Here is a 25,911-nt window from a genome sequence, read left to right as displayed (position 1 = left end):
TTTGCAAAGGTAGCGGGTTGCTGTCCCAACTAACGAACTCCGTGCGGAATATTGTCATACTGGGCGCGGCGGCCCTGATTTTTTTCGCCGAATTCACGTCTCCCTTCGCCCCGGCCCTCCAGTCGGTGGTGCCGCCGCCCGTGCGCTACAAGCTGCGCACCGTGGTGCTCGATGCGGGCCACGGCGGCAAAGACCGGGGCTGCACCGGCGTAACGGCCCGCGAAGCCGATGTGGCCCTCAAGCTCGTGCTGGCCCTGGGCAAGGAAATCGAGGAGAATATGCCCGATGTGAAGGTGATTTACACCCGCAAAACCGACGTGTTCGTGGAGCTGGTCGACCGGGCCGGCATCGCCAACAAGCACAACGCCGACCTGTTCATCTCCATCCACTGCAACGCTAGCAGCCCGGCCGCCCACGGCACCGAAGTCTGGACGATGGGGCCGCACAAAACCGACGCCAACCTGGCCGTGGCCAAGCGCGAGAACTCGGTTATTCTGCAAGAAGACAACTACAAGGAGCAGTACAACGGCTTCGACCCGACTTCGCCCCAGAGCCATATCCTGTTCTCGCTGTTTCAGAGCGCGCACATGGTCAACAGCATCCGGTTCGCCCAGAAGGTCGACCGGCAGTTTCGCACCACGCTCAAGCGGCCCTCGCGCGGGGTGAAGCAGGCGGGCTTTCTGGTGCTCTGGAAATCCACCATGCCCTCGGTGCTCATCGAGTCAGGTTTTCTGACCAACCGGGCAGAGGAAGTGTATCTAAACGATAAAGCCAATCAGTCGTATATGGCCTCGGGGATTTACCAGGCCTTCCGCGACTACAAGCACGAGCTGGAAGCGGCCTCGGGCGACTAACCCCGCGCCGGCTCCCCCGCCCGGCTTCTCCTATCCGATTCTCCCGCCATCCAACCGCTGACCCCGTGTCAAAAGAAATTAAAGTAGCCCTGCTGGGTATTGTCGCCGTTGCTCTGCTGATTGTGGGGTTTCAGTTCCTGAAGGGCAGCAACCTGCTCTCGTCGGACCATACCTACTATGCCAAGTATGACAACGTGGACGGGCTCACGATTGGCAACCCCGTCATTCTGAACGGTATCAAGGTGGGCCAGGTGAAGGAAATGACGCTCGTGCCCGAAGAAGGCAACCGCGTGAAAGTGGGCATCGAAATCCAGAAAGATGTCACGGTGGGCGACTCCACGGTAGCCAGTCTGAGCGGCTCGTTGCTGGGCTCCAAAACCATTACCCTGTTTTTGGGCCGTAACTCGAAAGTGTACGACGGGGGCGAGGAGCTCAAGTCCTACACCGTAGCCAGCATCACCGACGCCTTCCAGGCCAAGGCCCTGCCCGTACTCGGCACCGTCGATTCGACGCTGATGAAGGTGAACAGCTTCCTCAACAAGGATGCCCGCGTGAGCCTCCAGGCCACGTTGCTCAATGCCCAGGCCGGCACCGAGGCCCTCAAAAATCTGCTGTTGCTCAACCAGCGCAACATCAACCAGATTACCAGCAACATGGCCCAGCTCACCAGCGACCTGAACAAGACCAGCGCCAAGTTCGACCGCATTGCCAGCAACTTCGCCGTGCTCAGCGACTCGCTCAAGCGCGCCCCCGTGGGGCCGGCCATGCGCAAGCTCAACGCCACCATGACGGAAGCCCAAAGCGCCATGACCGCGCTCAACAGCTCCCTCTCCGACCAGAGCAGCTCCCTGGGCAAGCTGCTCAACGACTCCACGCTCTACAAAAACCTCAACGCCACGGCCGCCAGCTCCAACGCCCTGATTTCGGACTTGCAGGCCAACCCCAAGAAGTACGTGCACTTCTCGGTATTCGGGGGCGGCAAGACCAAGAAGGAGGTGGAAACGACGCTGACCAAGCCCAACGGCGCGGTGCTCGAAACCGAAACCAAAACAACCGTGAAATAGCCCGGCGGGCTATTCGCCAATCTGCTTACCTTTGAAATCCGCCCCACCCAGGCGGATTTCTTTGGTTTTATCTGGTCTGATCTGCTGTCATCCTTCGCTCCGCTCAGGATGACAAACCTGCCCACCCACCCATCCCCACCCCATGAACCTCGAATTCAACAAGAACGAAGACAGCATCAAGCAACTCACTTTCCAGCTCAGCCAGCGCCTGAAGCGTGCGGCCCTGGGCGGCGGCGAGAAACGCATTGCCAAGCACAAGGAAAAAGGCAAGCTCACGGCCCGCGAGCGGATAACCTACCTGCTCGACAAGGACGCGGAAACCGTGGAAATCGGGGCCTTCGCGGGCGAGGGCATGTACCAGGACGAAGGCGGCTGCCCCGGCGGCGGCGTGGTGGTGGTGATTGGCTGGGTGCAGGGCCGCCAGTGCGTGGTAGTCGCCAACGACGCCACCGTGAAGGCCGGGGCCTGGTTCCCGATTACGGCCAAAAAGAACCTGCGGGCCCAGGAAATCAGCATCGAAAACAAGCTGCCCATCATCTACCTCGTCGATTCGGCGGGCGTGTACCTGCCCATGCAGGACGAGATTTTCCCCGACAAGGAGCACTTCGGCCGCATCTTCCGCAACAACGCCGTGATGAGCTCCATGGGCATCGTGCAGCTGGCCGCCATTATGGGGCCTTGCGTAGCTGGAGGCGCCTATTTGCCCATCATGAGCGATGAGGCCATGATTGTGGACGGCACCGGTTCGGTGTTTCTGGCGGGCTCCTACCTGGTGAAATCGGCCATCGGCGAATCCATCGACAACGAAACGCTGGGCGGAGCCTCCACGCACTCCGAAATTTCGGGCGTCACGGACTACAAGTTCGAAAACGACGAGCAGTGCCTCGACCACATCCGCAACATCTTCGACAAGATGGGCGGTCAGGCCACGGCCGGCTTCTCGCGCAAGGAAGCCGCCGCGCCCCGGGAGAACCCCGCCGAAATGCTGGGCCTGCTGCCCGCCGACCGCGCCAAACCCTACGACATGATGGACATCATCAACCGGCTGGTCGATAACTCGGAGTTCGAGCCCTACAAAGACCTCTACGGCCGGACGCTGATTTGCGGACTAGCGCGCATTGAGGGCTGGGCCGTGGGCATCGTGGCCAACCAGCGCAAAATCGTGAAGACCAAGAAGGGCGCCATGCAGATGGGCGGGGTGATTTACTCCGACTCGGCCGACAAGGCGGCGCGCTTCATCATGAACTGCAACCAGAAAAAGATTCCGCTGGTGTTCCTGCACGACGTGTCGGGCTTCATGGTGGGCTCCCAGAGTGAGCACGGCGGCATCATCAAGGACGGGGCGAAGATGGTGAATGCCATGGCTAACTCGGTAGTGCCCAAGTTCTCGGTTATCATCGGCAACAGCTACGGAGCCGGCAATTACGCCATGTGCGGCAAAGCCTACGACCCGCGCCTGATCGTGGCCTGGCCCACCGCCCAACTGGCCGTGATGAGCGGTGCGGCGGCCGCCAACACCCTGCTCCAGATTCAGGTGGCCTCCCTCAAAGCCAAAGGCCAGGAAATCACGCCCGAAGCCGAGAAGAAGTTGCTCGATACCATCAAGGCCCGCTACGACGAGCAACTCTCGCCCTACTACGCCGCGGCCCGCCTCTGGGTCGACGCCATCATCGATCCGCTGGAAACCCGCAAAGTCATTTCCCAAGGCATCAGCATGGCCAACCACGCCCCGATTGAGAAGGCGTACAACGTGGGCGTGATTCAGGTGTGAGAAGTGAAAAAAATGTCCTTGTTTATAAGCCTGTTTTAAGCCGAATGAATTCTGTACCAATAATCAGGCAGCGTAAGTGGTTATCACTTGTGCCACAGATCATGGTTATGGCATCATTGATAGCCATTTATTATGCAATGGGTATCAAAGAGTATATCCTGTTCGGAGCCTTGACCTATCTGGCAACATCGTTTGTCTTGAGAGGTACGCTTGCTATTCAGCATCGACGGGGTATGAAGCTCGTACGGCAGGGCAATTTCAATGATGCTATTCCGCACTTTAAGAACAGTTATGATTTCTTCAGCCAGCATAAATGGATAGACAACTATCGGTATTTGGCACTGCTTAGCTCGTCACTCATGAGTTACAGTGAAATGGCGTTATGCAATACTGCTTTCTGCTACGGACAGATTGGCGACAGGCAGCAGGCTGTTTATTATTATGAACAGGCATTACAAGAGTACCCAGATAGCGGGCTTGCAAAAGCTGGTCTGGCTATGTTGAAAGCCGTTTGACAAGTCATGAAAACCCTATACAGCTTGGCGGGCTGCAACGGAGCAGGCAAAACTACGGTTGCCTACGCGCTGCTGCCGAATCTGCTGGGCTGTCGGGAGTTCGTGAATGCGGATGAAATTGCGCGGGGCCTCTCGCCGTTCCAGCCGGAAACGGTGAGCGTGCAGGCCGGCCGGCGAAACTTTCGCGCTGGAAACCACGCTGGCCACGCGGCACTACCCGGATGAGCTACCGCCCGTTGCATCGAAAGCGGCCTGAGTTTTCCCGTACTTGCCCATTATGCTCCGGCCCGCTTGCTCCACCCGGGGCGGCGGGCCGTTGGCGTTTTGTTGAAATACAATGAATACTGGGGAGGCGTACGCTAAGTTTGGTAGTCAGATAGTAAACCCGAAAACCGCCGTAATTTCGCCGCTCATCCTGACTGCTTCCGCTCATGGCCAAGAAGAAACCGACTGCGGCCCCCCCGGCCCTTGTTCATATCCCGACTACCGGCTCCGGCTCCGATATGCTTTCCAAGGAGCAGAAAGCGTTTAACCGGCTCAGTAAGCGCATTGGGAAGCTGGAAACGGAAATCGGGGACTTCCGCACCGCCGCCGATAAGCTCCGCCAGCGGGTGCAGCAGGAGTACCGCCCGCTTCAGCAGCAGCACAACGACCTGCGCGCCGAATTCGCCCGCCTGCTCGACCGCGCCCACGACACCTACAAGCTCACCAAACCCGAGCGCAAGAAACTCGTGGACCTGCTGCTCAACGGCTTCTTCGACCTGCCCAACCGGGGCTACACGGATCTGGAAGCCATTTTTGATAAGTACGACCCGCCCCTGACCGGGGAGGAAGCCGCCGCCGCCGAAGCTGCCAACGCCGCCGCCGATGCGCAGGAAGCCGAGCTGATGAAGGGCTTCTTCCGGGCTCAGTTCGGCATCGAGTTCGACCCCGAAGCCGATCTGAGTACGCCCGAGAAGCTGCAGGAATATGTGCACCAGCAGCTGGCCGAGCAGCAGGAAGTGTACGAGCAGCAGGAGGCGGTGGCTGAGGAGCGCCGTGCCAAGCGCAAGAAAACCCCCAAGCAGCAGGCCGCCGCCGATAAGAAAAAGGCTGAGGAGCAGAACATCACCCAGTCGGTGCGCACCCTGTACATGGACCTGGTGAAGCACCTGCACCCCGACCGGGAGCCCGACGAAGCCGAAAAGCTCCGCAAAACCGAGCTGCTCAAGCGCGTAACCACGGCCTACAAAGCCAACGAGCTGCTCACGCTGCTGCGCCTGCAACTGGAGCTAAACCGCATCGACCAGCAGCACCTCGAAAACCTGGCCGAGGCCCAATTGCGCCACTACAACACCCTTTTGCGGCAGCAGGTGCGCGAGTTGGAGCAGCAGCAGGCCCTGGAGCAGCAGGAGCTGTCGGCCTTCACTGGTAAGCCGTATTACTACATCATCTCGCCCATTGCCATGGAACTGGATTTCCAGCACATGAAGGCGGGCCTGACGGCCAAAGTGCAGCGTCTGGCCACCGATGTGGAGCGTTGCGGGCAGGACCCGGCGGCGCTCAAGGAGTTTCTGAAGGCGTACAAAATTCCGAAAGCCGGGGCCGGGCCGCTGCTGATGCGGTTTTAGCGGCAGTCCTTGCGGTGGGAGTGGCAAAAGTGAACAATCCGGCCCACTCCGGCGGTTCTTAGCCGGCAGCCGGCAGCGGAAAACCCGCGTCGGTTGTGTTTATTTGCGCTATCTGCCTTCCCCGGTGCCCGCCACCGCCCGCCGCTTCATGACCAACCGCGAAATCAAAGCCCTCATTTCCCTGCTCGACGATCCGGAAATTGCTCCCCAGATTCAGGACAAAATCCAGACCCTGGGCGAAACCATCATTCCGTTTCTGGAAGAAAGCTGGGAGGAAAGCCTCGACCCGAGCCAGCAGCAGCGCCTGGAAGACCTGATTCATCATCTGCAATTCGAGGGCCTGCAACAACGCTTGCGCGTGTGGCGCGAGTCGGGGGCCGAAAACCTGCTCGAAGGCATGTGGCTGCTGAATTCGTATCAGTATCCCGATGCCGATTTCCAGAGCCTGAACCGGGCCGTGGAGCAACTGCGCTTCGAGGTCTGGACGCTGCTGCAACCCGAGATGCACCCCGCCGACCAGGTGCAGACCCTCAACCACGTGTTCTTTCGGGCGCACAAGTTCGCGGCCAACACCCAGAATTTCCACTCGCCGGCCAACTCTATGCTGCACCGGGTACTGGAAACCCGGCGCGGCAACCCGCTCACGCTCTGCGTGATTTACCTGCTGGTGGCCCAGCGCCTCAAGCTGCCGGTATTCGGCGTGAATCTGCCCAACCTGTTTGTGCTCACTTATCAGCTGGAGCCGCCGCTGGAGCCTTTCTACATCAACTGCTACAACCGCGGTCTGGTGCTTTCGCGCACCGACATCGAGCACTACGTGCGCCAGCTCAACCTCACGCCCAACGACATCTTCTTCGAGCCCTGTTCCCACCTCGATATTGTGCGCCGGGCCCTGCGCAACCTGCAAGTAAGCTTCGAGAAGCTCCAGGAGCCCGCCAAAGCCCAGGAAGTCGCCCAACTACTAGCCATCCTCACCGACGACCCCCAATCCAACGATACCGACACGGACCCCAACGAGCGGTTTTAAGTTAAGCTGCCAGCTACAAGCTACAAGCCCCGGGCGGCCAGTGGCTGTTCGACTTACAGGGAGCTTGTCCCAATAAGTCGAACAGCCACTGGCCGCCCGGGGCTTGTAGCTTGTAGCTGATAGCTTAACTTAAAACCGCTTGATCAGGCAGCCGGCGGCGCGTTTGTCGGTTACGCCGGCGGGGCGGCCGGCCAACAGGTTGTCGAGAACCTGCTCCAGGTATTTTTCCTTGACATAGTTCTCAATCTGCGGATTATCGTCGATGGCCCCTTTGTAGCGCACCGCGAAACCGCCGTTGGCCGGTTGCAGCACCACCACTTCGGGCGTTTTGGTCGCGCCCAGCAGGCTGCTCACCAGCTGCCCCTCGTCGGTGAGCAGGGGCAGGTCGGCCCCGCCGGTCACCTTGATTTTTATTTTTTCCGCCTCGGCCGATTCGGCACTGGCTTCGAGGTTAATGGGTGTGTTCACGAACAGAAACCGCACGCCTTTGGCCCCGTAGGCGGCGCTGGTGGCGGCCAGCCGGTTCTGGTAGAGCTTGGAGAAGGCGCAGTTCGGATTCACGAAGACGACCACGATGGCCTGATCGGAGGAGAAGCCTTTAAGCGTTACTTCCGTATTCGTGGCGTTTTTGAGGCTGAAATCGGTCACCGACCGGCCCTGCGCCCGGGCCGTGCTGATGCCCACGGCGCAAAACAGCAGGGCGGCAGCGGCAACAAGAGAAATTCGGCGAAGAGACATGAGTAGAGGTGAAGTGGTGAAGTGATGAGTTTAGGTTCTGATAGTGAAAGCGGAGTATTCAGGCAGTGGGAAGGCTGAACGAGAACTCCCTATTTCACTACCTCCCTATTTCACCGTTCGTCTACGCAATACGTGAGCACGTAGCCGGGGGCGGGCATCTGGTACTGAATGTGGTGTTGGCTGCGGGAGTTTTCGAGGAGCAGGTGCCCCGTCAAAACACCGGCCTCCCGCAGCTCAAACGGAACGAGCTGCAATTGCTCTTTGAACACCACGCCCCGGCGGTTCAGCAGTTTGTACAGCGTTTCCTTGGCACTCCAATAGAGACTGTATTTGGCTGCGTCCTGGCCGGCATCGGCCCGTTCGGCTTCCGATAGAAACCGCCGGGCCAGCTGTTGGGCTTTGGGCCGCACTTGTTCAATATCTGTGCCAACCGCCGCCGTAGTGGAAAGCAGTGCTGCCACCCACTCGCCCGAATGGGATAGGGAAATGCCGTACGCGGGTAGGCCGGCCAGAAACGGTCGCCCGTTGGCGTCGTTGTGCAGGGTGGCGGGGGCGTCGGTGAATTCGCGCAGCAGTTGGTGGGCGAGCACCCGGGCGGCCAGCCACTGCCGGGCCCGCAACTCGTCGCGGCCGTTGGGGAAGTGGGCCAGGTAGTGAGCCGGGGCCGGCAAGCGGGGCCATAACTCCCCGGCCGACTCGGTCAGGTGCCAGAGGCCGAGCAGCGCATTCGGGCCGACGGACGTAAGGGAATGCAGCGGCATAAGCGGGGTGATGAGGGGCGGGGAGTAAAGATACTGTCATCCTGAGCGCCACCAAGGCCCTTGTACCATCGGTCCGGACTGTCGGAACGGTTTTCGTTTTAACGGGAGAGGATTCTTCGCTCCGCTCAGAAGGACAAGCGGTACCTTTGCCTGCTTCCTCAACCTCCTCACCTCACAATCCTTTGACTACTTCCCGCCCGACCGTTCAGAAACTGGCGACCCTGGCCGGCCACCGCGACTGCGTGTATACCATCACCGGCACGGCGGGGGAGGAGCAGGTGTATTCGGCCGGGGCCGACGGGCTGGTGGTGAGCTGGCGGGCCGATACGCCGGAGCAGGACGGCGAGCTGGTGGCCCGGGTGGAGAACTCAGTGTACGCTTTGTGCCACCTGCCGGCGCGTAACCTGCTGGTGCTGGGCCACAACTTCCAGGGCGTGCAGGTGATTGATCTGGCCAGCCGCACGCTGCTGCACGCCACGGCCCTGCCGCCGGTAGCCATCTTCGATTTGCTGTATTCCGAAACCCGGCAGCGCCTGTACGTGGCCCTGGCCGACGGGACCTTGGCCGTACTGCGGGCCTCCGACTTCCGCCTCGAAACCCTGCTGCGGCTCTCCGATAAAAGCCTGCGCTGCCTGAGCCTGCACGAGGAGCGCGGCGAGCTGGCCGTGGGCGGCTCCGACTGGCGGGTGCGCATCCTCGACGCCGATACGCTGGCCGTGCAGCATACTATTGAAGGGGCCACCAACTCCGTATTCACGGCCGCTTACTCGCCCGATGGTCGCTACCTGCTCACGGCCGGCCGCGACGCCCACCTGCGCATCTGGGACGTGGCCGCCGGCTACCGGGAGCACCGCAGCATTGTGGCCCATTTGTTTACCATCAACCACCTCACCTTCTCGCCCGATGGCCGCCTGCTGGCCACGGGCAGCATGGACAAGAGCATCAAGCTCTGGGACGCCCAAACCTGGCAACTGCTGCGCGTGGTCGACCGAGCCCGCCACGCCGGGCACGGCACCTCGGTGAACAAGTTGTTTTGGCCGGGAAGCCGGAATAGGCTAGTTTCGTGTAGCGACGACCGTACGCTGGCCGTTTGGCAGGTGGGGTAATTTAGCTGTTAGCCATTAGCTGACAGCTGTTAGCTTTCGTGCCGGGGTTTGTTCGGCTTACTAAAGTGCGTCGCCCAAAAAAGCTATCGGCCCAGCGCTTATAGCTATCAGCTATAAGCCAACAGCTCAAAAATGAAAATCACCGCCCTCGATATCCGGCAGAAAACTTTTGAAAAAGCCTTCCGCGGCCTCGACAAGGACGAAGTGCAGGCCTTTTTGCAGACCGTTTCCCAGCAGTGGGAGCGGATGGGCGACGAAAACCGGGAGCTGCGCCTCAAGCTGGACCACGCCACCCAGGACGTAAGCAAGATGCGGGAGGTGGAAACCAGCCTCTACCGCACCCTCAAAACGGCCGAGGATACCGGCAACAGCATTACGGAGCAGGCCCAGCGCGATGCCGATTTACGCATCCGCGAAGCCCAGCTCCAGGCCGAGCACCTGCTGGCCACCGCCCGCCAGAAGGCCCGCACCGTGGTAGATGACGCCTATCAGCAGGCCGAGCGCACGGTGGCCGAAATGAAGAAGGAAGTAAGCGGCCTGGGCCAGGAGTGCCAGCGCCTCGAAACCTTGCTCGACGGCCTTACCCGCGACCTGCACCACCTGGCCTCCGATGCGCTGGACAAAGTGGAAAAAGCGCGCAACCGACCCAAAAACAGCACGGCGGCCATCCTTTCGCGGGCCGCCAGCGTAAAGGTGAACCGTCCGCACGTGGCGGACGATTCCCCCACTCCTGATGCTCCTGCCATGCACGTTTCCACTGCTTCCACTGCTTCCACTGCTCCTGCGGCGGCCATTGCGGCCCCGGCGGCCCGTTTCGTTGCGGCTCCGGCGGCCGCCCCCACCGAAACCCGCGCTGTTCAGCCCGCCACCACCACCGGCTACAACCCCAAGCCCGGCCAGCAGCCCGAGCCTAGCCGGGAGCCCGACCGGGGTGCGCCGGCCCAGCAGCCCGGCCCCGAAATAGAGCGCCCCGGTGCCCCGGCCGAAAACCCCGGCATCTCGCCCGCTCCCCACATCGACCCGCCTGGCCCCATGCGGGTGCCGGATCCGGCACCGCCTCGCGTGGAGCCCCCGGCCCCGGATATTCAGCCCGTCGGCCCCGGCCACCCCGAAATCAACCAGCCGTCTCCCTCCATTCATCCCGGCCAGCCGGGCATGGCCGCTGCTGCGCCGGCTGCACTGGGCGAAAAGTCGTTTTTCGACGAAATCTAATTCATGGATTACCGCTGATTGGACTGATTCCGCTGATTTTTTGCCCTCGGTTTAGTTTGCTTGTCAAGTTGAAGCCTGCCTTTCGGGGCAGGCTTCGTTGGTTGGGGACTGAAGAGTATGGCGTAGCAGTACCGCGCGCTGCCGGTAGCGACGGAAAGCCGGGCGTGGAGGTGTCTGATTACTTTGGCAACATCAGCACGCGAGATTCCTCGGCAAGCTCGGAATGACGTCCATACTTTACTCACTACTCACTACTCACTACTCACTACTCACTACTCACTACTCACTACCGCACCACATGGGCCAGATTGCACTGGAAGGCATGGAGTTTTTCGCCTTTCACGGATACTACGACGAGGAGCAGAAAATCGGTAATAAGTACGGCGTAGACCTTTACATCGATACCGACCTGCACGCGGCGGGCGCTTCGGACCAGTTGCGCGAAACCGTGAACTATGAGGTGCTCTACCGGGTAGTGCGCGAGGAGATGCAGGCCCCGGCCCGTCTGCTCGAACATCTGGGCCACCGCGTGCTGGACCGGGTGCTGGAGGAATTTCCTTACGTGAAGAGCGTGCGCGTCAGCGTGTCGAAGTTCAATCCGCCCCTGGGCGGCATCTGCTACCGCGCCCGCGTAATGCTGGAGCGCCGCCGCGAATAAGGCGTAAGTCCTCCCATCCCGGACGGCCGTCAGAACGCGGCCCACCGCCGCGCTTTCCGCCGCGCCTCTTTGCGGAAGAGCCGGCTGCCAATCAGCACTCCCCCCCGAAACAGCCTTTCTTGTGCTGCTTTGTGGGGGAGTAGTGCGTTGGAAGGGGCGGGGTTTGTCGTCAGAAGAAAAAAAGATGTGACCCGCCGTAACGAATGGCCATCGGGCCAGTATCCCTGGCAACTTCCCCGCTAAATCTGCCCGTAGCCGTGTCCCACGTCAGCGACGAAACCTTGATGGAGCGAGTCCGCCACGACGACCTGGATCAGCTCACGCCCCTGTTCGAACGCTACCACGGACCCTTGTTCAACTTTTTGCTGCGCCTGACCGGGAGCCGCGAAACCAGCCAGGATTTAGTGCAGAACGTGTTTCTGCGCGTGCTCCGGTATCGGGCCAGCTACCAGCCCGGGCAGCCCTTCCGGGCCTGGCTGTACCAGCTGGCCCGCCATGTGCACCACGACCATTGGCAGAAAAACCGCGTACCGGCCACCGATGTGAACGACTTTGAGCGCACCACCACCCACCGGCGGGCCGCGCTGGCCGGGATGGCCGCCACCCAGGAGCAGGCGGCCTTGCAGGAGGCGCTGAGCCTGCTGCCCGTGGCCCAGCGCGAAATTCTGGTGCTGCACCGGTTTCAAGGCTTCAGCTACGGCGAAATAGGGGAGCTGCTGGCCTGCTCCGAAGGGGCCGCCCGGGTAAGAGCCCACCGGGCCCTGGAGGCCCTGCGGCAAGTCTATTTTGAGCTATGAGGATAAAGCGCTGCGCCAGTAAAACCGAATACGCCCCTAAAGTCCTTCCCCATGTTGTCTGAGCAAATCAATAGTTCGTCCGCCCCATTGCCCCCGGCTTGTGCTGCCCTGCGGCCGCTGCTGGCCGACTACGCGGCCCGGGAACTGCCCCCGGCCGAAATGGCCCGGCTAACGGCCCACTTGCCCGGCTGCCCCGGCTGCCAGGCCCAGCTGGCGCAGTACCAGACGCTGCTGCCCCTGCTTTCGGAAATGCCGCCCGAGTTACCGCCCCTGGCCCTGCGGGATGAGTTTCTGGCGCTGCTGGCTGCCGAAAAGCAACAGGTGCGGGCGGCGGCACCTTCGGTAGCGGCGCCCGTGGTGCGGCAGCTCCGGCCGGTGCCCGTTGCGGCTCCCGGGGCCTGGCTGCGCGTGGCGGCCAGCGTGGCACTGCTGCTGATAGGAGCGGGGCTGGGGTGGCTGCTGGCCCGTCCGGCCCCGCCCCAACAAACCGCCCAAGCCCATACGGCGGGCCAGCAGCTGGCCCGGCAGCTGACTACGGCCAACGGGCAGCCTGCCATGGCCAGTAGCCGCATTCAGCTGGTGCACGAAGCCTCGGTGGCCGCCGTGCCGCCCGGCGACCCCACCGTGCTCGTGCTCATCAACACGCTCAATGCCGACCCCAACCCCAACGTGCGCCTGGCCGCCGCCGAGGCGCTCTACCGCCTCCGCGCCGATTCGCTGGTGGGGCCGGCGCTGGCCCAGTCGCTGGCCGTGCAAACCAACCCCAACGTGCAGGTTACGCTCATCGATATGCTGGTGAGCCTGCGCCAGAAACAGGCCGTGCCCCAGCTCCAGCGCCTCGCCCAACGCCCCGATGCCCTGCCCGTGGTGCGGCAGCAGGCTACCCAGGGCATTGGCGTGCTGCTGTAACTGGCTGACGGCTGGCAGCTGTTGGCCCCCGATCTGGCGGCGGGTAGGAGCCCGGAGCCCGGGGTGCTCATGCCCGCCAGTGATTCCGATTTTTCACTTCAACCTGAACGCAACGCCTCTGTCCATGAAAAAGCTTCTTTTACTGCTCTTACTCCTGCCGCTGACCACGGCCCGCCTCCGGGCTCAGGAGTACAAAACCCAGCTCAGCGGCGGCAACGCGAAAGTTATCATCGAGATGCGCGACGGTCAGGTGACCGTGGAAGGCCACGACGGCACCGACCTCATCATCCGGGGCAACGGCTACGAGGAGCCCGACAAGCGGGCCGAAGGCCTGCGGCCGCTGTATAACTCGGCCGTCGATAACACCAGACTGGGCCTGGCTCTGACCCGGGAGGGCAATACGGTACGCATCGTGAAAGCCTCCCGGCGCGACGCGAGCTACACAATTCTGGTGCCCCGCGCGGCCGACGTAGTGTACCGCTCCATGACCTGGGGCGACGACGATGTGCTGCTGCAAAACCTGCGCGGCCGTTTGGAGGTGACCATGAAAAGCGCCGACGTGAAGCTGCTCAACGTGACCGGCCCGGTAGTAGCCAGCAGTACCAGCGGCGATATTGTGGTCCGGTATGCCGTGCTCAATCCCGGCCCCAGCGCCATCAGCAACATCAGCGGGGCCATTGATGTAGCGCTGCCTGCCACCACCAAAGCCACCCTCACCATGCGCACCATCTCGGGCGAGGTGTACACCGACTTCGACCTGACGCCGCCCAAAGCCGCCGACGCCGGCGGCCTCACCCGGGTGGGCGGTCAGGCTACCGGCGGCCTCCTCAACGGCGGCGGCACCTCCATCTCCCTGAAAAATATCAGCGGCAACGTGTACGTGCGCAAGGCCAAATAAGCCAGGCACCCCGCACCAGTCTGCTCGGCCCGTGAAATATCCGGCGGACTGTATCGTGGCCTGCTGCCACCAGTTGATTGATTTACTAAATAGCTATGAAATACCTGCTTCTGATCCTGATTAGTACGTTGAATGTCCTGGTCTGCCACGCGCAAAAAAATGATAAAAAATGCAATGCGGACGTGGATGAATTTGTGAAGAGAAAAATGAAGGAATTAGCTATTCCTGGCATGGCTGTAGCCGTCGTGAGAAACGGGCAAACAATAAAAGTAGCCACTTATGGAGTTGCTAATATTGAGTGGAATACGAAAGTAACCAGACATACTAATTTTCAACTCGCGTCCTCTACAAAACTTCTCACGTCCACTTTACTGCTGAAGGCAGTTTATGAAGGAAAAATAAAGCTGGATGACGCAGTCAGCACCTACCTCAACGACAGTCCGGCCATCTGGCAGAAACTGCGCATAAAGCACCTGATCAGTCATTCCAGCGGCATCAGAAATTTCGATGGTGACCCGTATGCTGCCACGGCCGCCGTAGTAACGGCCCTGAAAGACTCAACGCTCGAATATGAGCCCGGGCAGGGGCAGCATTATGCGCAGTTCGATTTTATGCTGCTGGGCTATATTCTGGAAAAAATATACCAAAAACCTTTTCCTCAACTAGTACACGACGAAGTAACGGCCCCGTTGGGAATGCGCGATGGGGCATTCGATATGGAAATCAAAACGGGGGGCTTTATGCGCACGGAGTGTATTCTTGAAAAAGCAACTACCTATTATGATCTGAACGGAAGAATGATGGCCTATAAATTTATATATCCGCAATACACCTACACGGCCGGGGGCTATTTTGCCTCGATTGACGACATGGCCAGCTGGGCCGTCGGACTGGATCGGGACGTACTGTTTCCGGCCGGTTTCGCCCAGCCTCTCATCTATGGACAAGATAGTATTGGGGCCAAAAAATCGGAGTTTAGCCGGGCTGGCTGGGCGCTGGAAACCGAAAACGGCATCACTTACGCCGGGCATAGCGGCGGGCCGGGGCTGGGAGATGTCTGGCGCTTTCCGGCCCGGGGCTACACTTTTATCGTGCTAGCCAACGACGGGGAATTGCTGCCGGGTTTTGCCCGCGCCATTGCTTCCTTCTATCTGAAAGAGCTGCCCGCCAAAACCGGAATAAGAAAATTTGAACGATAAGCCGGACGACGACGACTGTTCGGCCGCCACCCTTCTTTCTTCAACCCCAAACCTCACGCTTTATGTCTCGCTTTTTGCTGGCCTTATGCGCCCTGATTTGTTTCCGGCTGCTGGCCGCCCCGGGTGCGGCTGCCCAGAGGGTTATTACCAAAACTGCTCCCGTTGGGGCGGGGCAAACGGTGGTGCTCGACCTAAAATACGGCACTACCATCCGGTTGCGGCCGGCTACCGACAACCAGTTGCGGCTGCGGGCAACGGTGAGCATCAACCAGAATAAGCTCAACGACGCGCTTGAGCTGGACCTGCGCGAAACGCCGGCCGCGGTAACGGTAATGGCTACGCTCGATAAGCAGGCCCTGGCCCAGGCCCGCCCCAACGACTGCCCGGCCAGCGGCCCTGGCATCACGTACTACGGCTCCTGGACCGACGGCCGCGACGGAGCCGGCAGCCGCGCCGGCGTGTGCGCCACCATCGACTACGAAATTACCCTGCCCGCCAACGCCACGGTGCGCCTCAACACCATCAGTGGCAACGTGGACGTGGCCGGCCTCACCGGCCCGCTGACCCTGCGCACCATCAGCGGCTTCGTGGATGTAACCTGGCCCACCGCCCACGGGGCGGAGGTGGCATTCAAGTCCGTCTCGGGGGAAGTGTACACGGATCAGGATATTGCCTTCGTCAATCAGCAGCCGAACCCCATCGTGGGCTATCAACTGAAGGGCACGCTGGGCAACAGCGGGCCGGCGGTGCGGCTGGAGTCAGTCAGTGGCAGCGTGTTTTTCCGCAAGGGCACCCGATAAGGCTGGCCGGAATTCGGAACTGCAAGGGGAAGAAGGCGAGCCAGGAGGAAGGGCCGTTCGAGAGAGTGAAAGAGGTTTTTTTAGTTTATACGAATTGTTTCGTACGATATATTTTGATCTACGACATATTTCGTATATGTTTGAAGTACGAACATTGTCGTACCTTTTATTGGCTGACCCACAATGACTAAGAAACCCCTGCCCAAGCCCACCGAATCGGAGCTGGAAATTCTCCAGGTTCTCTGGCAGCACGGCCCGAGCACCGTCCGGTTCGTGAACGACGAGCTGAGCCGCAAGCGCGACGTCGGCTACACCACCACCCTCAAGCTGCTCCAGCTCATGCTCGATAAAGGCCTGGCCCTGCGCGAGGACGACGCCCGCACCCATGTGTACCGGGCAGGAGTGCGCGAGGAAGAAACCCAGGGGCTGCTGCTCGATAAGTTCGTGGATGCGGCCTTCGGCGGCTCGGCCATGAAGCTGGTGATGCAGGCGCTGGGCAACCGCCGCACCTCCCGCGAGGAACTGGCCCAGATTCGCCGCCTGCTTAACGACATCGAGATTCAGAACGATACCACTCCACCCTCAACCGACCCCACGCGATGAACTGGCTCGAACAACTACTTCCGCCGGCCCTGATCCGGGCCCTGGGCTGGACACTGGTCCACTCGCTCTGGCAGGGGGCCGTGGTGGCGCTGCTGCTGGCCGGTTTGCTGCTGCTACTGCGCCAGCATTCGGCCCAGGTGCGCTACCGCACCGCTTCGGCCGCGCTGCTGGTGCTGCTGGTACTAACCGGGGTCACCTTCGTGCGCTACTACTACCAGCCGCTGGCCCCCGCTACCACCACGCTCACGGCCTACCAGGCCGCTGACGCGCCGGCCCCGGCTACCCCCATTGGCGAACCAGAAGCCATCTGGGCGGCTAATCCGGCGGAGCCAGCTTCGGCGGCGGCTTCCTGGCAGCAGGCCTGGACGCGCTACTTCGATGCCAACCTGCCCCTGCTGGTTACGGTCTGGCTGATGGGCTTGCTGGTGATGGTGCTGCGCCTGCTGGGCGGACTAGCCTACGTGCAGCGCCTGCGGCGCTACCGGGTGCAGCCCCTGGCCCAGGAGTGGCAGCAGCGGCTGGCCGTGCTGGCCGACCGCGCTGGTCTGCGCCAGAAGGTCGAGCTACTCGAATCGGCCCTGGTGAAGGTGCCGGTAGTAGTAGGCCACTTGCGGCCGGTAGTGCTGCTGCCGCTGGGTACCGTTACGGGCCTGGGTACGGCGTATCTGGAAGCCATTCTGGCCCACGAGCTGGCCCACGTGCAGCGCCGCGACTACCTGCTGAACCTGTTGCAGGCAGTTGCCGAAACCGTCCTCTTTTACCATCCGGGCGTGTGGTTTATGTCGGCCTGCCTGCGGACCGAGCGCGAAAACTGCTGCGACGACGCGGCCACGGCCCTGATCGGGGGCAACCCGCTCACGGTGGCCCGCGCCCTGGCAGCTCTGGCCGAGCTGAGCGCGGCTCCCGAACCCACGGGCGTGGGGCTGGCCCTGTCGGCCCTCGGACCCGATGGCTCCGTGCTGGGCCGCATCCGGCGACTGGTGCAGGGCCGGCAGATGCCCACGTTCGCCGAAGGCTTCATGGCCGCCTGCGTGGTACTGGTGGGCCTGGTAGTGCTGAGCACGGCCGTGGCCCTGGCCCGGCCGCAGGCATCGGCCCCGGAGGCCCGCGTGCGGCAGCTGGAAGCCGCCGACGCTTTCCCCGACACAACCGAAAACCCGGAATTTGCGCCCGCAGTGCTGACAACGGAAGACGAGTTGGCCGCCCGCCCCTGGGCTCAGGAGCCGTTGAGCATCCTCAGTATTTCGGCTGATGGACAGGCCCAGGGCCGCATTGGAGCCACTCCGGTGAGCTTCGACACGAGCCGGGCGCCCCAGCTCATGCGCTGGTCGAGGGCCGGCCGCCGGGGCCACAACGGGGCTGCGGGGGAACCGGGCACGGTCATCATCAAGCGCGACAAAAAAGGCCGTCTGACGGAACTATACGTGAACGGCGAGCAGATTGAAATAGCGCCGGCCCGCAAAAAGGGCGAGCAGGTAGAGGTGGTGCAGCTGGCCGGCCCGGCCGGGTTGAGCCCAAAAGCTGCCGCCGACCCTGAGCAGCGCATGGAAGAGCTGGCGTTGCGCCTGAGCCGGGCGGCCCTGAGCGGCCGCCACTCCAGCGCGGCCGATGCCCAGGAACTTTCGGCCCTGGCCCAGGCGGAAGCCCGCAACGCCGTGGGCGGCATCGACATCAATGGCATCACCCAAAAAGCCCTTGAGCAGGCGGAGGCGCAACTGCGCGAAGAAGCTAAAACCGCCAAAACCGACGAGGAGCGGGAGCGGATTCAGGAGGCGCTCCAGGATCTGCGCCAGCAGCAGCAGGAGCAGCGCGAGGACGCGGAAGAGCGCCGCCGCGATATCGAGCAGGATGTTCGCGAAGCCCAGCAACAGGCCCGCCGCGACGCCGACCAGGCGCGCCGGGATGCCGACCAGGCCCGCCGCGACCAGCAGCAGGCCCGTCGCGACGCCGACCAGATGCGCCGCGACGCCGACCAGGCCCGGCGCGATGAGGAGCAGGTCCGCCACGACAAAACCATCGAAGTGTTGCTGCGGGAGCTGCGCCAGGATGGTATTATCAAGAGCGCCAACAACCTCCAGTTCGCGCTGTCCAGAACGGATTTGACGGTAAACGGCGCTAAGCAGTCCGCCGCCGCCCAGCAGAAGTATCTGCGCCTGGTGGAGCAGCAGCAGGGCCGGTCGCTCAAGGGAAACTACAACCTGAGTTACCAAACCGCAGGTACGACTACCAGCAGCAGCGGCCGGGTAATGCCGCCGGTGCCGCCCCTGCCGCCGGCTCCCCGCGCTCCGCGTACTCCGGGCGTGCCCCCGGTACCGCCCACGCCCGCCGCCCTACCCGCGCCCCCCATGCCCCCCCGCGTCGACTCCGACGCCATCCGGAGTGAGCTGCGCCGCGATGGGGTGCTGGGAGCCAAGGACAAAGCCTTCCAATTTCAGCTCGACGAGCAGGGCTTGGTGGTAAACGGCAAAAAGCAGTCGGCCACTCTGGCCGCCAAGTACCGGCAGATGCTGGACGTGGAGTCCGATAGCAGCGGCAAAACGCAGCGCAACATCCAGATTTCCGTGAGCGAGTGAGTATGCCCAACTAAAGCCGGCCGCCGCTGCAACGGCGGCCGGCTTTAGTTGGGAAGATTCTGTGAAGTGAGGCAACGGTTGCGGTTTCGACCGCATCTATGGCGGCATAATGCCCGTTTTTCCGGCCGGTCCGTGCTCCTCTTCACGGCCCGGCGCGCTGCCTCCTGCACTTGCCCCATCCATTTGTTAGATCATTTTACCCGTTGTGTTGTGAAGTATTATTGGATTCTCTTAGTCCTGATGAGTGCGCTGCTGGCTGGTCCGGCCCGTGCCCAGTCGACGACGACGGCAGCTACGGCGGCGGCGGCGGCCGTGCCGGCTCCCAAGCGCCAGCTCCAGGCCCTGCGCATCACGGAAAGCATCAAGCTCGATGGACAGCTCGACGAGGCCATCTGGCAGCAGGCCCCGCTGGCCACCGACTTCATTCAGAACCGGCCCAACCCCGGTCCCCACGAGAAGCACCCCACCGAAGTGCGCGTGCTCTACGACGATGCCAACCTCTACATCGGGGCCATCATGCACGACGTGTCGCCGGACTCCATCATGCGCGAGCTCACGGCCCGCGACGACTTCGGCAACACCGATTTCTTCGGGATTTTCCTCGATACCTACCACGATAAAATCAACGGCTACGGCTTCTTCGTGAGCACCGGCGGCGTGCAGAGCGACGCGCGCTACTCGCCGGCCGGGGGCGAGGATTTCAACTGGAACGCCGTGTGGGAATCGCGCACGGCCCTGCGCGGCACCGACTGGGTGGCCGAAATGCGGATTCCGTACTCGGCCATCCGCTTCAGCAAAGCGGCCGAGCAGCTCTGGGGCCTGAACTTTATGCGCCAGCGCAAGCGCGACAACCAGGCCTTCTTCTGGAACGAGGTGAAGCCTGCCGTGGATGGGTTCGTCAACCAGTGGGGGGAACTCAAGGGCCTGCGCGACATCAAGCCCCCGCTGCGCCTCTCGCTCACGCCCTACGTGTCGGGCTACGTGAACCACTACCCCTACAACGAGCAGGGCACCCGCAACAGCAGCACCAGCTTCAACGGCGGGGCCGACGTGAAGTGGGGCATCAATGAGAGCTTTACCCTGGATGCCACGCTGGTGCCCGATTTTGGGCAGGTGCAGAGCGACAACCAGGTACTCAACCTCTCGCCCTTCGAGGTGCAGTTTCAGGAGAACCGGCAGTTCTTCACCGAAGGCACTGAGCTGTTCAACAAAGGCGACCTGTTTTACTCGCGGCGCGTGGGCGCCCAGCCCATCGGGTTCGGGGGCGTGCGGGGCCAGCTGCGGGCCGGCAAAATGGCCCCCGACGGCCAGCGGCGGCCGGGCGAAGCAGTGGTGAGCAACCCCGGCGTGACGCGCCTGCTCAACGCCACCAAAATATCGGGCCGTACCAGCAAAGGGCTGGGCATCGGGGTGTTCAACGCCCTGAGCAACGACGTGTACGCCACCGTGCGTGACTCGGTGGACGGGCGCGAGCGGGAGGTGCTCACTCAGCCTTTCAGCAACTACAACATTATGGTGCTGGATCAGAGCCTGAAAAACAACTCCTACGTCTCGCTCATCAACACCAACGTCACGCGCTGGGGCAGCACCTACGATGCCAACGTGACGGGCGGCCTGTTCCGCTTTGCCAACAAGCAGAACTCCTACGCCGTGGACGGGCGGGTGGTGTACTCGCGCCGCCGGGGCACCACCTTCGGCTCCGAAACGCCCATCGATGACCAGAACGGCTATAAGTACCAGATCGGTGTCAGCAAAATCAGCGGCAACCTCACCTGGAACGTGGGCCAGGGCATCGAGTCGGATACCTACAATCCCAACGACCTGGGCATCCTGTTCGGCAACAACAACATCTCCCAGTACGCCAGCCTGAGCTACAACAAGTACAATCCGTTCTGGAAGGTGAACAATTTCAGATCCTGGGTCGGGCTGAGCCACTCGTTGCTCTACAAGCCTACCCGCTACCAGAACGCGAATATCTCCGGGGAGGCCAGCACTACCTTCACCAAAAGCTTCCTCACGACGGGCGTCAACTTCGACCTCAACCCGGTGACCCACGACTACTACGAGCCCCGTCAGTACCCGCTGGGCAACTACTACGTGCGGGTGCCGGCCAACGCTGGTCTGGGCGGCTTTCTGTACTCGGATTACCGCAAAAAGCTGGCCCTGGACCTGAACGCGGGCGTGCGCGGGTCCGCCCAGGACGAGCGCCTGCCGCGCCCGCGCCGCATGAGCTACAACTGGGGCATTTCGCCCCGCTACCGCGTCAGCAACCAGCTCAACTTCCGCTACAACCTCAGCTGGAGCCTGCGCGAAAACCAGATCGGCTACGTGAATGGCGGCCTCGACAACGAATATGTCGCCGATGCCGGCTTCCGCCGCCAGTACCCCGACGATGTGCTATTGGGCCGCCGCCGGGTGGTCACGGTCATCAACACGCTGTCGGGGGGCTACACGTTCAATAACCGCATGTCGCTCACCATTCGCACCCGCCACTACACCAGCACCGTGAACTACCGCGACTTTGCCCGCCTGAGCCCGAACGGGGAGGAAACCCTGGTGGACTACCGCCGCAACCGCGACAACACGTTCAACGCCTTCAACGTGGACGCAGTGTACGCGTGGTGGTTCGCGCCGGGCTCCCAGGTGAGCATCGTCTGGAAAAACGCGGGCTCCTCGTTCCTGGAAGCCAACGAAGCCACGCCGCTCTACTTCAGCAACCTGAGCAACACCATCAACACGCCCCACAACAACAACGTGTCCATCAAAATCCTCTACTATCTCGATTACCTGATGCTGCGCCCGAAGCGGGGGTAGAGGGCACGTAGCGCGAACGTCCGTTTCGCGACGAGCAAAGCGAGTTCCCCCGCGTCGGATTCGTCTGGTCCGGTCTCGGATACCCGCTTTGCTCGTCGCGAAACGGACGTTCGCGCTACAACCCTTACAACCCTTACAACTCCAGCAATTCCCCGGCCGCCCCGAAGGCCGACTGGCGCCCCTCGCGCACGGCCTGTTCCACGGCGGCCAGCCGTTCGCGCACGGCGGGGCGGGCGTAAAACTGCGCTTCCAGGCTCTGGCGGATGGTTTCGTGGAGCCAGTGCAGGTTCTGCTCCTGGCGACGCTGGGCGAAGTAGCCGTTTTCCTGGGTTTGGGCCACGTATTTTTCCAGCACCTGCCACACCTCGGGCACGCCCTGGCCCGTGAGGGCCGAGCTGATGGTGACCTCGGGGCTCCATTGCGAGGGAGCCAGCGGAAACAGGTGCAGCGCATTCTGGTACTCGGCCCGGGCCCGGCGGGCGGCCAGCTCGTTGCCGCCGTCGGCCTTGGTGATGGTGATGGCATCGGCCATTTCCATGATGCCTTTTTTGATGCCCTGGAGCTCGTCGCCGGCTCCGGCCAGCATCAGCAGCAGGAAGAAATCGACCATGCCGTGCACGGCGGTTTCGCTCTGGCCCACGCCCACGGTTTCCACGAAAATCACGTCGTGGCCCGCCGCTTCGCAGAGTACCAGGGCCTCGCGGGTGCTGCGCGTGACGCCGCCCAGGCTCCGGCCGGCCGGCGAGGGGCGGATGAAGGCCCGGGGGTGGGCGGCCAGCTCGTTCATGCGGGTTTTGTCGCCCAGGATGCTGCCGCCGCTGCGCTGGCTGGTGGGGTCCACGGCCAGCACGGCCAGATGGTGGCCCCGCTCGCGCACCAGATGCAGGCCCAGGGCCTCAATAAACGTGCTTTTGCCCACGCCCGGTACCCCCGTAATGCCCACCCGCACCGAGCGGCCCGCGTGGGGCAGCACCGCATCCAGCACCTGCTGGGCCAGCGCCTGATCCGAAGGCAGCGTGCTCTCGACCAGCGTAATGGCCCGGCTCAGCAGCACGCGGTTGCCGGCCAGGATGCCATCAATGTATTCGGAAGCGGAAAAGCGTCTGGGCACGGGGGAAGCGGAATGGGGCGTTATCTTTGGCGCCGCTAGCTGCGCAAGCTACGGCCTGCGCCTCAATTTCTGCCTATGAACCGTTTTTTGCCGTTGCTCCTGACCGCCACCGGCCTGCTGGCGCTGCCCGTTGCCGGGCTGGCCCAGAATGAGCTGAGCAACTTCACGGCCACTGGCCGGGGTGGAGTGGCCACCACGTTTGCCTCCGACTACCAGGCTATCGGCATCAACCCGGCCAACCTGGGGCGGGTGGGCGGGGCCACGGTCGCCTTCACTATTGGCGAGGTGGGGGCCGGCTTCAGCTCCCGCTCGCTCACGCGCCAGCAGCTGCGCAAATTCGTGTATAACACCAACGAAAGCCTCCCGCTGGCTCAGAAGCAGGACCTGGCCCGGGCATTTACGTCCGACAACGCGGCCAACTTCAACGCCGACATCACCACGTTTGGGCTGGCCGTGCAGCTGCCCGTTATCGGGGGCGTGGCCATCAGCAACCGTATCCGCACGGCCGGGCATGTGGGGCTGAACCAGAACGCGGCCGAAATTGCCTTCCTGGGCCGCGATGCCCCGGTTTATACGGCGGCGGCAACCGGCAACATTCCGCTGGTATCCGAGGCGCTGGCCGGGACCGAAATACAGTTCGCGGCCCTCAACGAGTTCAACCTGGCCTGGGGCACCCGCCTCATCGACCAGCCCCTGTTCAAGCTCTCGGGCGGGGCGGGCTACCGCTACATTCAGGGCGTGGGCATCATCGATATCCGGGTGCAGCCGGGCAATATTCAGGCCTACAGCTCCATGTCGCCGGTGTTTGCTATCGACTACGGTAGCCTGGGGAGCAACCCCAGCTTCAACCTCAAAACCGGCTCGGGCCTCCAGCCGGTCGGGGAGGGGCACGGCTTTGATCTGGGCCTGGCCGCCGAGGTGGGCAAGGCCCTGCGCCTGGGCCTGGCCCTCACCGATCTGGGCCACCTGACCTGGACCGGCAACCTGCTCACGGCCAACGACCAGAAGCTCAAGCGCCTCAACTCCAGCGGTATCGGGAGCTACAATTTCATCAAAGAGGCCGCCGAAATCTTCGCCTCGGGCACCGACAGCCTGTTTCAGTACCAGGCCGGCCAGGAGCGTCGCGCCGACTTGCCCACCAAGCTGCGGGCCGGGGCGGGCCTGCGCATCAGTGAGTATTTTGAAGCCGGCCTCGACGTGACCCTGCCCCTGAACAGCGTGGCCGGCAACCTGACCTCCCCCTTCATCGGTGCCGGTCTCGACTACAAACCCGTGCGCTGGGTGCGCCTGAGCAGTGGCCTGACCGGCGGCGCGGGCTACGGCCTGAGCATCCCGCTGGGCATCACGTTCACCACTTCGTTCTACGAAGCCGGCCTCAGCACCCGCGACGTGGTAGGCGCCCTGACTTCCCAAAACCCGTATCTGTCGGTAGCCGGTGGGTTTCTGCGGTTTAAGCTGGGCGGCAAGAGCCAATAGCGTTGAGGGAGGAAGTAACAAAAGAACGGTCATCCTGAGCGGAGCGAAGGATCCTATCACGTGGGAACGGGTCGTTGAACCGATAATCGTTCATGCGTAACAGGATCCTTCGCTCAGGATGACCGTTCTTTTACTGCCTCACTCTTTCACTTACTTACTTACTTACTTCGGTTCGGTGATGAAGTTGGGCAGGCCGAGCTTGCTGCGGCGGCCGCCGAGCTTGAGGCCGTCGTCCACGTACTTGGCGGCCTCGGAGTTGGGGTTCTGAATGAGGCCCAGGAACTGGTTGTCTTCGCGGGCCACGTAGATGTTGCCGTCGGGGCCGCGCTGGAGGGAGCCCACTTTACGGTTGGCCGATTTGCCGATAACCACCGCCTTGCCCGTTTTCAGGTCGAACTGGTAGATCTGGGCCTCGCCGCCGCCTTCGCCGTTGCTGGAGCCGTAGAGCTTGCTGCCATCGGCCGAAAACTCCACGCCGTAGGCTTCGGGGTAGGGGGCGAAGCTCTTCACGTTGCCCACTTTACCAGTGCTGCGGTCGAAGTCGAACACTTCGTACTTGTTGGCCTCGCGCCAGAGGGCCACGGCCAGCTGGCGGCCGTCGGGCGAGAATTTCATGGCCCCGATGGCGTTGCGGCCGGGACCGGCGTGCATGCTGCCCACGTTGCTCATCACGGGCTTACTCTGCACCCCGTCGGCCGTTACCAGGAAGCTCACGAAGGCGTTGGAATTCCAGCGGTGGGCCACCACCCACACGTCGCGGCCGTTCTGGTGGCGCACGGCGGCCAGCTTCTCGGCCACCGGCGACACGAGCAGGGCGTTCATGCGCACCACGTCGCCCAGGCCCTGGTCGCGGGTCATGTCGAGGGTGGAATAGCGCAGGCCGTTGGAGCCGCCCTGGGCTCCCACCGTGAAGACGTAGAACACGTTGCCGCTGCCTGGGTCGGGCACAATCAGGGCGCTCTGGGTGCTGGAGTTGGAGCCCATCAGCTTGCGGCCGTTGGGCATCACCTGGTGCTGGCGGTTGAAGATGAACTCGCCGTTGGTGTAGAACAGCAGCTGGCCCTGCTGGTTGGTGGCCACGGCCGAGCCCTCGTAGGTGGTCATCTTGCTGGTGAGCAGCGGAGTCGGGGTGCCCCCGTCGGCCGGGAAGCTCAGCCCCGCCTGCTGCCCGAACAGCCACACGGACTGCTCCCGCTGGGCCAGTACCACACCGGGCAACAGCAACGCCAGCAGCAGGGCGAGAATAGGAAGTCGTTTCATGGCGGAAAAAGTAGTCATGCTGGATGGAAAGGCAATATCGTGCCAGTTTGGGGTAAGGGGGTGATGAGGTGAGCAGGGCAAAGAGGAGCGTCATTCTGAGCATGTGGCGCATCAAGCCAGTGTGCGGAGCCGTAGTCGAAGAATCTCTACCGCTT

22 protein-coding genes are annotated in these 25,911 nt (G+C 62.4%); 18 read left to right on the top strand and 4 right to left on the bottom strand.

Features of this window, described 5'->3' with window-relative positions:
* Nucleotides 1–41: 41 nt before the first annotated feature.
* The 6 genes from D0T11_RS13745 to D0T11_RS13715 all read left to right on the top strand — a co-directional run bounded on the left by D0T11_RS13745 (nt 42) and on the right by D0T11_RS13715 (nt 6,841).
* Nucleotides 42–854 carry an N-acetylmuramoyl-L-alanine amidase family protein gene (locus D0T11_RS13745; RefSeq protein WP_380283973.1) on the top strand — a complete coding sequence of 271 codons (813 nt, stop codon included), beginning with the start codon at nt 42–44 and terminating at the stop codon, nt 852–854.
* A 65-nt stretch (nt 855–919) separates the two neighbouring features.
* Nucleotides 920–1,918 carry an MlaD family protein gene (locus D0T11_RS13740; protein WP_182888405.1) on the top strand — a complete coding sequence of 333 codons (999 nt, stop codon included), beginning with the start codon at nt 920–922 and terminating at the stop codon, nt 1,916–1,918.
* 142 nt (nt 1,919–2,060) lie between these two features.
* Nucleotides 2,061–3,689 (top strand): acyl-CoA carboxylase subunit beta, encoded by a 1,629-nt coding sequence (locus tag D0T11_RS13735; RefSeq protein WP_119656368.1) that lies wholly within the window; start codon nt 2,061–2,063, stop codon nt 3,687–3,689.
* Nucleotides 3,690–3,733: 44 nt separating this feature from the next.
* A complete protein-coding gene (locus D0T11_RS13730) occupies nt 3,734–4,204 on the top strand; it encodes a tetratricopeptide repeat protein (RefSeq protein WP_147374657.1) in 471 nt (156 codons plus the stop codon).
* A gap of 431 nt (nt 4,205–4,635) precedes the next feature.
* Nucleotides 4,636–5,814, top strand: a complete 1,179-nt coding sequence (locus D0T11_RS13720) for a hypothetical protein (protein ID WP_147374656.1) — start codon at nt 4,636–4,638, stop codon at nt 5,812–5,814.
* A gap of 148 nt (nt 5,815–5,962) precedes the next feature.
* Complete coding sequence (locus tag D0T11_RS13715; RefSeq protein ID WP_119656399.1) at nt 5,963–6,841, top strand: transglutaminase-like domain-containing protein; 879 nt, start codon at nt 5,963–5,965, stop codon at nt 6,839–6,841.
* Between the two features lie 129 nt (nt 6,842–6,970).
* Here the strand turns inward: D0T11_RS13715 and D0T11_RS13710 are convergent, their stop codons facing one another.
* Both D0T11_RS13710 and D0T11_RS13705 read right to left on the bottom strand, forming a co-directional pair.
* The gene (locus D0T11_RS13710; protein WP_119656365.1) at nt 6,971–7,579 is read right to left on the bottom strand and encodes a redoxin domain-containing protein; all 609 of its coding nucleotides are present in this window, start codon (nt 7,577–7,579) and stop codon (nt 6,971–6,973) included.
* Between the two features lie 110 nt (nt 7,580–7,689).
* Nucleotides 7,690–8,340 carry a 4'-phosphopantetheinyl transferase family protein gene (locus D0T11_RS13705; protein ID WP_119656364.1) on the bottom strand — a complete coding sequence of 217 codons (651 nt, stop codon included), beginning with the start codon at nt 8,338–8,340 and terminating at the stop codon, nt 7,690–7,692.
* A gap of 182 nt (nt 8,341–8,522) precedes the next feature.
* On the opposite strand from D0T11_RS13705, the gene D0T11_RS13700 reads away from it, so the two are divergent.
* The 11 genes from D0T11_RS13700 (at nt 8,523) to D0T11_RS13650 (ending at nt 21,909) form a co-directional block, all read left to right on the top strand.
* On the top strand, nt 8,523–9,446 hold the full coding sequence (locus tag D0T11_RS13700) for a WD40 repeat domain-containing protein (protein ID WP_119656363.1): 924 nt from the start codon (nt 8,523–8,525) through the stop codon (nt 9,444–9,446).
* Between the two features lie 132 nt (nt 9,447–9,578).
* The gene (locus D0T11_RS23365) at nt 9,579–10,658 is read left to right on the top strand and encodes a DivIVA domain-containing protein (RefSeq protein ID WP_119656362.1); all 1,080 of its coding nucleotides are present in this window, start codon (nt 9,579–9,581) and stop codon (nt 10,656–10,658) included.
* Nucleotides 10,659–10,956: 298 nt separating this feature from the next.
* A complete protein-coding gene (gene folB, locus D0T11_RS13690) occupies nt 10,957–11,316 on the top strand; it encodes a dihydroneopterin aldolase (RefSeq protein ID WP_119656361.1) in 360 nt (119 codons plus the stop codon).
* 257 nt (nt 11,317–11,573) lie between these two features.
* Nucleotides 11,574–12,113 (top strand): RNA polymerase sigma factor, encoded by a 540-nt coding sequence (locus tag D0T11_RS13685; protein ID WP_182888404.1) that lies wholly within the window; start codon nt 11,574–11,576, stop codon nt 12,111–12,113.
* Nucleotides 12,114–12,164: 51 nt separating this feature from the next.
* Nucleotides 12,165–13,022: a HEAT repeat domain-containing protein gene (locus tag D0T11_RS13680; protein ID WP_119656359.1), complete on the top strand. Its 858-nt coding sequence runs from the start codon at nt 12,165–12,167 to the stop codon at nt 13,020–13,022.
* Between the two features lie 124 nt (nt 13,023–13,146).
* Nucleotides 13,147–13,920: a DUF4097 family beta strand repeat-containing protein gene (locus D0T11_RS13675; RefSeq protein WP_119656358.1), complete on the top strand. Its 774-nt coding sequence runs from the start codon at nt 13,147–13,149 to the stop codon at nt 13,918–13,920.
* Nucleotides 13,921–14,015: 95 nt separating this feature from the next.
* Nucleotides 14,016–15,119, top strand: a complete 1,104-nt coding sequence (locus D0T11_RS13670; RefSeq protein WP_220473733.1) for a serine hydrolase domain-containing protein — start codon at nt 14,016–14,018, stop codon at nt 15,117–15,119.
* A gap of 62 nt (nt 15,120–15,181) precedes the next feature.
* Nucleotides 15,182–15,919 (top strand): DUF4097 family beta strand repeat-containing protein, encoded by a 738-nt coding sequence (locus D0T11_RS13665; protein ID WP_147374655.1) that lies wholly within the window; start codon nt 15,182–15,184, stop codon nt 15,917–15,919.
* A 183-nt stretch (nt 15,920–16,102) separates the two neighbouring features.
* Nucleotides 16,103–16,522, top strand: coding sequence for a BlaI/MecI/CopY family transcriptional regulator (locus tag D0T11_RS13660; protein WP_119656356.1), 420 nt, complete (start codon nt 16,103–16,105; stop codon nt 16,520–16,522).
* On the top strand, nt 16,519–19,095 hold the full coding sequence (locus D0T11_RS13655; RefSeq protein WP_119656355.1) for a M56 family metallopeptidase: 2,577 nt from the start codon (nt 16,519–16,521) through the stop codon (nt 19,093–19,095). Before D0T11_RS13660 ends, D0T11_RS13655 begins: the two co-directional genes overlap by 4 nt.
* Before the next feature lie 210 nt (nt 19,096–19,305).
* Nucleotides 19,306–21,909, top strand: a complete 2,604-nt coding sequence (locus tag D0T11_RS13650) for a DUF5916 domain-containing protein (protein WP_147374654.1) — start codon at nt 19,306–19,308, stop codon at nt 21,907–21,909.
* Nucleotides 21,910–22,042: 133 nt separating this feature from the next.
* Here D0T11_RS13650 and meaB read toward each other — a convergent pair whose 3' ends face one another.
* Nucleotides 22,043–23,020, bottom strand: coding sequence for a methylmalonyl Co-A mutase-associated GTPase MeaB (gene meaB / locus D0T11_RS13645; protein WP_119656353.1), 978 nt, complete (start codon nt 23,018–23,020; stop codon nt 22,043–22,045).
* Nucleotides 23,021–23,095: 75 nt separating this feature from the next.
* On the opposite strand from meaB, the gene D0T11_RS13640 reads away from it, so the two are divergent.
* Nucleotides 23,096–24,496, top strand: a complete 1,401-nt coding sequence (locus tag D0T11_RS13640; RefSeq protein ID WP_119656352.1) for a DUF5723 family protein — start codon at nt 23,096–23,098, stop codon at nt 24,494–24,496.
* 162 nt (nt 24,497–24,658) lie between these two features.
* Here D0T11_RS13640 and D0T11_RS13635 read toward each other — a convergent pair whose 3' ends face one another.
* Nucleotides 24,659–25,756, bottom strand: a complete 1,098-nt coding sequence (locus D0T11_RS13635; RefSeq protein ID WP_119656351.1) for a YncE family protein — start codon at nt 25,754–25,756, stop codon at nt 24,659–24,661.
* Between the last annotated feature and the right edge of the window lie 155 nt (nt 25,757–25,911).

Origin of the sequence: Hymenobacter rubripertinctus (genome assembly GCF_003583925.1) — a bacterium.
Lineage (GTDB): Bacteria > Bacteroidota > Bacteroidia > Cytophagales > Hymenobacteraceae > Hymenobacter > Hymenobacter rubripertinctus.
This window is presented reverse-complemented; position numbering and strand designations above follow the sequence as displayed.

What these genes read in the sequence shown, in the direction of transcription:
- D0T11_RS13665 (WP_147374655.1), top strand. Translation starts at nt 15,182, where the DNA reads ATGTCTCGCTTTTTGCTGGCCTTATGCGCCCTGATTTGTTTCCGGCTG.
- D0T11_RS13660 (WP_119656356.1), top strand. Translation starts at nt 16,103, where the DNA reads ATGACTAAGAAACCCCTGCCCAAGCCCACCGAATCGGAGCTGGAAATT.
- D0T11_RS13670 (WP_220473733.1), top strand. Translation starts at nt 14,016, where the DNA reads ATGAAATACCTGCTTCTGATCCTGATTAGTACGTTGAATGTCCTGGTC.
- D0T11_RS13715 (WP_119656399.1), top strand. Translation starts at nt 5,963, where the DNA reads ATGACCAACCGCGAAATCAAAGCCCTCATTTCCCTGCTCGACGATCCG.
- D0T11_RS13635 (WP_119656351.1), bottom strand. Translation starts at nt 25,756, where the DNA reads ATGAAACGACTTCCTATTCTCGCCCTGCTGCTGGCGTTGCTGTTGCCC.
- D0T11_RS13640 (WP_119656352.1), top strand. Translation starts at nt 23,096, where the DNA reads ATGAACCGTTTTTTGCCGTTGCTCCTGACCGCCACCGGCCTGCTGGCG.
- D0T11_RS13680 (WP_119656359.1), top strand. Translation starts at nt 12,165, where the DNA reads ATGTTGTCTGAGCAAATCAATAGTTCGTCCGCCCCATTGCCCCCGGCT.
- D0T11_RS13705 (WP_119656364.1), bottom strand. Translation starts at nt 8,340, where the DNA reads ATGCCGCTGCATTCCCTTACGTCCGTCGGCCCGAATGCGCTGCTCGGC.
- D0T11_RS13655 (WP_119656355.1), top strand. Translation starts at nt 16,519, where the DNA reads ATGAACTGGCTCGAACAACTACTTCCGCCGGCCCTGATCCGGGCCCTG.
- D0T11_RS23365 (WP_119656362.1), top strand. Translation starts at nt 9,579, where the DNA reads ATGAAAATCACCGCCCTCGATATCCGGCAGAAAACTTTTGAAAAAGCC.
- D0T11_RS13710 (WP_119656365.1), bottom strand. Translation starts at nt 7,579, where the DNA reads ATGTCTCTTCGCCGAATTTCTCTTGTTGCCGCTGCCGCCCTGCTGTTT.
- D0T11_RS13675 (WP_119656358.1), top strand. Translation starts at nt 13,147, where the DNA reads ATGAAAAAGCTTCTTTTACTGCTCTTACTCCTGCCGCTGACCACGGCC.
- D0T11_RS13720 (WP_147374656.1), top strand. Translation starts at nt 4,636, where the DNA reads ATGGCCAAGAAGAAACCGACTGCGGCCCCCCCGGCCCTTGTTCATATC.
- D0T11_RS13735 (WP_119656368.1), top strand. Translation starts at nt 2,061, where the DNA reads ATGAACCTCGAATTCAACAAGAACGAAGACAGCATCAAGCAACTCACT.
- D0T11_RS13730 (WP_147374657.1), top strand. Translation starts at nt 3,734, where the DNA reads ATGAATTCTGTACCAATAATCAGGCAGCGTAAGTGGTTATCACTTGTG.
- folB (WP_119656361.1), top strand. Translation starts at nt 10,957, where the DNA reads ATGGGCCAGATTGCACTGGAAGGCATGGAGTTTTTCGCCTTTCACGGA.